Below are 654 nucleotides of genomic sequence, written 5' to 3' on the forward strand. Positions count from 1 at the left end.
GTTGAGGCCCGCCTGGAGGCGGGCGCCGCTCTCGGCGAGGCGCAGGGTCTCGTACGAGAAGGTCGAGTACGTGGTGAGGGCGCCGCACAGGCCCGTGCCCAGCAGGAGCTGGAAGTGGGAGGAGGCCGCCCCCGCGGCGGCCGCACCGGTGAGGGCGCCGAGGACCAGACAGCCGGTGACGTTGACCGTGAGGGTGCCCCACGGGAAGCCGGAGTCGTACCGGGACCGCACCGCACGATCGGTGAGATGACGCAGAGGTGCGCCGATCATGGCGCCGACGACCACCAGCAGCCAGTTCACGGGCGGTCCCCGTCCCCGGCGGCCGCGACGGTCCCCGGTCGCACCCGTCGCGCGCACGCACGCGTCAGCGCGACGGCCGCCCAGACCACCGCGAGCGCCGCGAGGAGGGTGGCGGCGAGGTAGGCGAACGCGGTACGGGGCCGGCCGGCGTCCAACAGCCGCTCGATGTCGACGGCGTACGTCGAGAAGGTGGTGAAGCCGCCGAGCACGCCGGTGCCGAGGAAGGGGCGGACCAGCCGGTGGGGCGTCCGCACCTCGGTGACCAGGACCATCAGGACGCCGATCAGGAAGCAGCCGGTGACGTTGACCCAGAACGTGGTCCAGGGGAAGCCGCCCCCCTCCCCCGGCCGGAGC

At 74.0% G+C, this 654-nt stretch carries 2 protein-coding genes; both read right to left on the minus strand.

The genetic code is table 11. The features are described from left to right. Positions 1-300, minus strand: a 300-nt coding sequence (crcB, locus tag FGF04_RS39690; RefSeq protein ID WP_149516227.1) for a fluoride efflux transporter CrcB, incomplete at its 3' end; no start/stop codon positions are given. Continuing rightward, the coding region (locus tag FGF04_RS39695; protein ID WP_149516228.1) for a fluoride efflux transporter FluC at positions 297-654 on the minus strand (358 nt) is incomplete at its 5' end. The genes crcB and FGF04_RS39695, both read right to left, overlap by 4 nt.

It is taken from the genome of Streptomyces apricus (assembly GCF_008369065.1).
Classification (GTDB): Bacteria; Actinomycetota; Actinomycetes; order Streptomycetales; family Streptomycetaceae; genus Streptomyces; species Streptomyces apricus.